Annotated in this window: 5 protein-coding genes and 2 pseudogenes; 1 reads left to right on the forward strand and 6 read right to left on the reverse strand. The window is 73.5% G+C overall.

Annotation, left to right across the window (positions count from 1 at the left end):
* A pseudogene (locus tag AKI01S_RS52390) lies at window positions 1-357 on the forward strand (hypothetical protein); the annotation flags it as partial.
* A gap of 41 nt (window positions 358-398) precedes the next feature.
* Here the strand turns inward: AKI01S_RS52390 and AKI01S_RS54545 are convergent.
* The 6 genes and pseudogenes from AKI01S_RS54545 to AKI01S_RS52395 all read right to left on the reverse strand — a co-directional run.
* Window positions 399-3,020 (reverse strand): DUF4132 domain-containing protein, encoded by a 2,622-nt coding sequence (locus AKI01S_RS54545; protein WP_067833677.1) that lies wholly within the window; start codon window positions 3,018-3,020, stop codon window positions 399-401.
* An 11-nt stretch (window positions 3,021-3,031) separates the two neighbouring features.
* Window positions 3,032-3,793 (reverse strand): TetR/AcrR family transcriptional regulator, encoded by a 762-nt coding sequence (locus AKI01S_RS53135; protein ID WP_067833680.1) that lies wholly within the window; start codon window positions 3,791-3,793, stop codon window positions 3,032-3,034.
* Between the two features lie 22 nt (window positions 3,794-3,815).
* Complete coding sequence (locus AKI01S_RS48020; protein ID WP_067833684.1) at window positions 3,816-4,301, reverse strand: SAM-dependent methyltransferase; 486 nt, start codon at window positions 4,299-4,301, stop codon at window positions 3,816-3,818.
* Window positions 4,302-4,316: 15 nt separating this feature from the next.
* Window positions 4,317-4,700, reverse strand: a complete 384-nt coding sequence (locus AKI01S_RS53140; RefSeq protein WP_218010098.1) for a hypothetical protein — start codon at window positions 4,698-4,700, stop codon at window positions 4,317-4,319.
* Window positions 4,634-5,110, reverse strand: coding sequence for a hypothetical protein (locus AKI01S_RS53145; protein WP_218010099.1), 477 nt, complete (start codon window positions 5,108-5,110; stop codon window positions 4,634-4,636). Before AKI01S_RS53145 ends, AKI01S_RS53140 begins: the two co-directional genes overlap by 67 nt.
* Window positions 5,107-5,314, reverse strand: a pseudogene (locus AKI01S_RS52395) (ABC transporter permease); the annotation flags it as partial. The pseudogene AKI01S_RS52395 and the gene AKI01S_RS53145, both read right to left, overlap by 4 nt.

A 5,314-nucleotide genomic window follows, 5' to 3' on the forward strand; every position in this document is an offset into this window, starting at 1 on the left:
CTGGAAGGCGCCCACCTCAACCACCTGATGACCGGCCCGATGGCCCCCACCCACTTCACGATCATCTCCAACACCACCGCCCTGGCCGAGATGCGCAGGTTCATCACCGAACACGAGAACTCGACCCCGCCCACCACCCCGCCGACCACGCCCCCGACCACCCCGCCGCCCTCCTCGGGCGCCTGCTATGTCACCAGCAACACCAGCCATGTCCAGGCCGGTCGTGCCCGCGCCGTGTACGGCCAGACCTACGCCAACGGCTCCAACCAGTACATGGGCTACCACTCGGCCTACGTGACCACCAAGCTCCGTCAGAGGGCCGACAACCACTACGTCATCGACAACACCTGCACCTGACCGCACGTCCCGCGGCCGGGCCCGGTGACGACCGGGCCCGGCTAGGACGCGCTGCGGACGAGGTCGTGGACGGCCTCGCTCATCGTGACCGGGTCGACCTCGCCGAGCGGCACCGTGTCCTGCGGCGAGTGGGCCGGGGCCGGGCCCGCCCACAGGGCGCTGATCCTCTGGGGTTCGCCCTCGCCGTACATGTAGGCGTAGAGGCCGGGGCTCAGGCCCGCCACGACGTACAGGCCCGCGGGGTCGCGCCGGGCGAGCCAGCCGCCCGCGAACTCGCCGTCGGCGGTCACGGACTCCCAGCGTCCCTGGGAGTGGCCCTTGGCCTTGCCGTAGGGCAGCACGAGCCCCTCCACGCGGGCGAGCCGGTGCGCGGCGCGCTCGTCGTCGGTGAGCCGGTGGACGGGCCGTCCGAGCTGCTCGAACGGTTGCAGGATCTCGTAGTCGGCGAACAGCTCCGCCCAGGCGTCGAGGTCGTCCAGCAGGATCGGGTGGGCGATGCCGACGCGGGCGTCCGGCTCCGGGGTGAAAGGGTCGTCGTTCACGTCGGCGTAGGTGCGGTCCTCGGCGACGCGGAAGGCGGTCCCGCCGTCGGTGATCCACACCAGCCGGCGGGTGATGTGCCCCATCAGCGGGTGGGCGACGAACAGGGCGTGGAAGTCGCCTGGCGTCCACTCCCGCCGGTTGACCATGGCCAGTTCGAGGCGTTTGATCTCCTGGTCGGCGATCGTCCGCAGATCCTTCCTCAGGCCGGTGAACAGGGCGTGCGCGGCCGGGGCGAGGGCCGGGTCGTCCTTGGGGCCGGGCTTGGGCGCGCTCTTGCGGATCCTGCCGTTCGGCTCCACGACCAGCGGGACGAGCTGCTGGTCGAAGGTCACGGTGAACTGGCGGGGGCCGTAGTCCAGGACCAGGGTGCCCTGGTCGTCCAGGCCGAAGTCGGGGACGGCGCGGTCGGCCAGGGCCTCGGGCGTGATGCCGCGCGCGGCGGCGATCTGGTCGATCTTCTGGAGCGCCCTGGTCTTCAGCCCCTTGTACCCGCTCCGCCGGGCCAGCTCGAACAGGTGGGTGAGGGCGACGTCGGAGCCGATCCGGGCGAGGACGTCCAGCGCGGCGGTGGCGCGGCTGGAGCCGCCCTCGCCCGGCCACATCCTGATCAGCGGGCTGAGCCGCCGCACCGTCGTGTCGTCGCCGATCAGGCCGAGCTGCGCCAGCGCCCAGTTGTGCCGGCTGGGCGCGCCGAGCGCGTACCAGCACTGGAACAGCGCCCAGGAGAACTCGGCCAGCGAGTGCCGGTCGCAGAACCCGCGCACGGCCGCGACGTCGGGGGCCTTCCCGGCGAGCAGGTTCAGCAGGCGCCTGGTCGCGTTCTCGGGCAGCGCCCGGCCCCCGCCCCGCGTGAGGATCTGCGGGAGCAGCGCCGGGTCGGCCCAATCCACCTTCGCGCTGCGGGTGGGCTTGCCCGCGAGCACGTCGGGCACCTCATCGCTGTCGGGAACGGCCGGGCGCGGCAGCAGCGCCTCGACGGTCCTCGACGGTTTCGACGGCAGTTCCGCGACCAGGTCGGGCCGGGCGTGCAGCAGTCCCCGCAGCAGCCCGGCCGCCCGGAGGCCGCGGGTCGTGCCGTCGTCGGCCACCGACGCCAGCGACCGGAGCGCGTGGACCGGGTGGCGTTCGATCGCCTCCCGCAGGGCGGCGGGCACGTCCTTCTCGTCCATCCGGTCGAGCATGATGGGGAAGATCCTTTCGTCGGGAACCGCCAGGAGAGCCCTGAGCACGAACGGCCGCTTCTCGTCGGCGCCGCGGTGGCGGATCTTCACGAGCGCCCTCACGAGCAGCGGGAGGACGCCCGCGCCCAACCCGTCGAGCAGCGTCCCGAGCACGGCGGGGGTCTCCTCCACCCAGCCGAACCGGACGGCGTGCTCGGCGTTGGACAGCGAGCACAACACGTGTTCGGGCTTGAGGACCCGCTGGAAGTGGGAGTCCTCGAAGGACTCCTCCGCCCAGGCCGTCTCGGTCGGTACGAGGTAGGAGACCGTGCCGCGCCTCCAGGCGTCGCCGCGGTGTGCCGCCAGGCGCGCGACCGCGTCGCGGTACTCCGCCTCCGGAGCCGCCGCCAGCAGCATGCGGAGCCGTTTCACCACGGCGTCCTCGGCGATCCACCGGCCCACGGCGTAATGGTCCGCGGGGGTCGTGCGCCGGATCTCCCCGCGCCACCCGGCGGGCTCCTCACCGGCGTGGCCGTGGGCGGCGAGCCGGATGACGCCGTCAGTATCGGGGGTCGCCCGTCGCGGCACCGGGCCGAGCTCGATGGAGGACACCTCGGTGACCGCGCAGGCGGCGAAGGCGAGCCCGTGGTCCAGCGCCCAGGCGTCCAGGAAGGCCGCGCCGTCGGTGTCCGGGAGGTGCTTCACCGCGACGGTGGCGACGACCGCCGCGCCCACCGGGTCGGGCTCGCCGTCCAGCCACGCCCGGACGGCCTTGGCGAGCTCCGGGTCGGTGCGCTCGTGCTCCGCCATCTCCGCGGCGATCGGGCGTGCCTCGCGTTCCCGTTCGCGCGCCCTCCGCGCGGCGTCCTCGTCCAGGACGACCCGCGGCCCGGCGATGCCGCCGCGCCTCGGATGGATGTGCTCACGCCATTCGACCGGAATGTCCACCGTCTCGACCATGGCACCGCAACCTAACGATCATGGCCGACATTTCCGTCGGGCGTCCTCTCGCAGGGGGCGCGGGCCGAAGCGGCCCCAGGCGATGACCGCCGCCGCGATCGGCGGCGGGACGTTGAGCGCGATCGCCGCGGGTTCACCGCGTCGCAGGTGAGGAACGCGGCGAGGCCGATGGAGCGGACGGTCCCGGCGGAGAAGCCGGCCGTCCAGGGCGGGCGGGGCTTGACGCTCACAGGGCGCGCGGCAGCAGGCGCACTCCGACGCCGGAACTCCTCGGGCGACGGCGGGGCGACGGCGGTGCTCTGCGGATCGAGTTGTGGGCCGAGGTGGTCCATGTGGATCGTGCCGATGACGAACGCCGGCAGTCCGCGCAGGGCGATGGCGCGCTCGGGCTCGGTGAGGCCGGCGTCGGCCAGGATGCCGAGCACCGTCCGGGACCAGCCCAGAAGACCGGACGAGGTGTGCCGGTGGGCGAGTGTCAGCGGCACGATCTCGGGGTGGGCGGACACGGCGGCCCGTAGCCGTTCGGCCATGGTCGTGACGCGCCGCGGCCAGGGTCCGTCAGCGGGCGGCACCGGATCGATGGCGTCGAGCACCCTCTCGACCATGAGGGCTTCCAGTGCCGCCCGGTCGTCGAGGTAGCGGTAGAGCGCCATCGTGCTCGTTCCGAGTCGCCCGGCCACCGCCCGCATGGACAGTGCGGCGTGTCCGTCCCGGTCGAGCACGGCGAGGGCGGCGGTGATCTGCGCCCGGGTGAGCGCGCGGGGTCGTGGCACGGCGGTCGGTCCGTTCCGGGGCTCAGTAGTAGCGGCGCATGAGCTCGGTGGCCCAGGCGGGCTGGGTGACGGGGGAACGGGGGGCGAACTCGGCCAGGTAGGGCTTGATGTCCAGGACCGGTGTCCCCGCCAGCGCGTCCAGGTCGGCGACGCGCAGCGTGAGGCCGTCCACGGCCAGCAGTCGGCAGCGGGAGACACCGAGGCGGTTGGGGCGGTACGGGCCGCGGTGGGCGAAGACCCCCACGGGCGCGGCGTTCGGGACGCCTCGCGGTGGGCGGGGGCCGCTCCGGACGCCGCCGGGGCTGATCCGGTCGGAGAGGAAGACGACTTCCAGGTGGGAGAAGTGCTCCAGGCCCTGCAATGCGGCGGCGGTGAACAGCGTCGCGTCCACCTGGATCGTCGCCCGGACGTCGTGCCAGCCGTCCTCGTACATCTCGGCGCGGCCGCCCACGACCCGGCCGACGGGGCGCAGGGACACGGGCTCCGGCGGCGCGGGGGTCTCCGTCATGGTGATCTCCACGTTCTAGTGGCGGCCGAGGGTGCCGCGGCGTTGGGCGAGGCGTTCCAGCCGGTTGAACACGACCACCCCGGTGGCGGTGAGCAGCACCGGCTGGGCGAGCAGCCAGCCGAGGCCCCAGCCCGTGGGCAGGGCGGTCAGGGAGTGCCCGCCGAGCAGGATGTCGCGCGTCGCCTCGATGCCGGGCGCGATGGGGACGGCCAGCCGGCTGAGGAGGGCGACCGGTTCGGGCATGGCGGCCAGCGGGACGAGGGTGCCGCCCGCGATGGCGTAGACCGCCACCGACAGCTGGGTGATGATCTCGATGCGCCTGAACACCAGCGTCATCCCGCACAGGACCAGGGCCAGCCCGCAGGTGCCCAGCACGACGGCGGCCAGCGGCACGGGCACCCGCGCGTCGAAGGGCAGGCTCCCGCCCTGGACGGCGATGGCGACGGCGCCGGTGGCCAGGACGGACAGCGCGGTGGGCAGCGCCGAGAGCACCGCGGCGACCTGCCGGCCGAGGGCAGCGGGGTCAGGTAGGTCTGTTCCAGCACGCCGGACTGGATGTCGCCCAGGTAGCTCCAGAACACCCGGTTGACCTGCTCGTGGACGAAGGTCAGCGCCACCATGCCCAGCAGCACCGGCGCCAGCAGGTCCGCGCGCGGCTCCCCGCGTCCCATGAACAGCACGATCAGCAGGTAGAACAGCGGAAAAGTGATCATCTGGACGAGGAGCGCGCGCCATCCGGCCAGCAGGGTGAGCAGGCCCTTGCCGACCTCGGCGGCGAATCCGCGGGCGAAGCCGTGGCCGGGGGTCATGGGGTCTCCAGGGCGCGACGGTGGTTGCGGACGAACAGCAGCCCGGCGAGGGCGGTGAGGGCGAGGGTGTGGGCGACCAGCCAGGGCAGGGTGCCGCCGGTCCAGAGCTGGGCCAGGCTCCGGCCCTGGAACAGCGTCTGGGTCAGCGCCTCGACGCCCAGCGTGGTGGGCAGGGTCCTGGCCAGGGCTGCCAGCCAGCCCGGG

Origin of the sequence: Actinomadura kijaniata NBRC 14229 (genome assembly GCF_001552175.1) — a bacterium.
GTDB classification, from domain to species: Bacteria; Actinomycetota; Actinomycetes; order Streptosporangiales; family Streptosporangiaceae; genus Spirillospora; species Spirillospora kijaniata.

What these genes read in the sequence shown, in the direction of transcription:
- AKI01S_RS54545 (WP_067833677.1), bottom strand. Translation starts at nt 3,020, where the DNA reads ATGGTCGAGACGGTGGACATTCCGGTCGAATGGCGTGAGCACATCCAT.
- AKI01S_RS48020 (WP_067833684.1), bottom strand. Translation starts at nt 4,301, where the DNA reads ATGACGGAGACCCCCGCGCCGCCGGAGCCCGTGTCCCTGCGCCCCGTC.
- AKI01S_RS53145 (WP_218010099.1), bottom strand. Translation starts at nt 5,110, where the DNA reads ATGACCCCCGGCCACGGCTTCGCCCGCGGATTCGCCGCCGAGGTCGGC.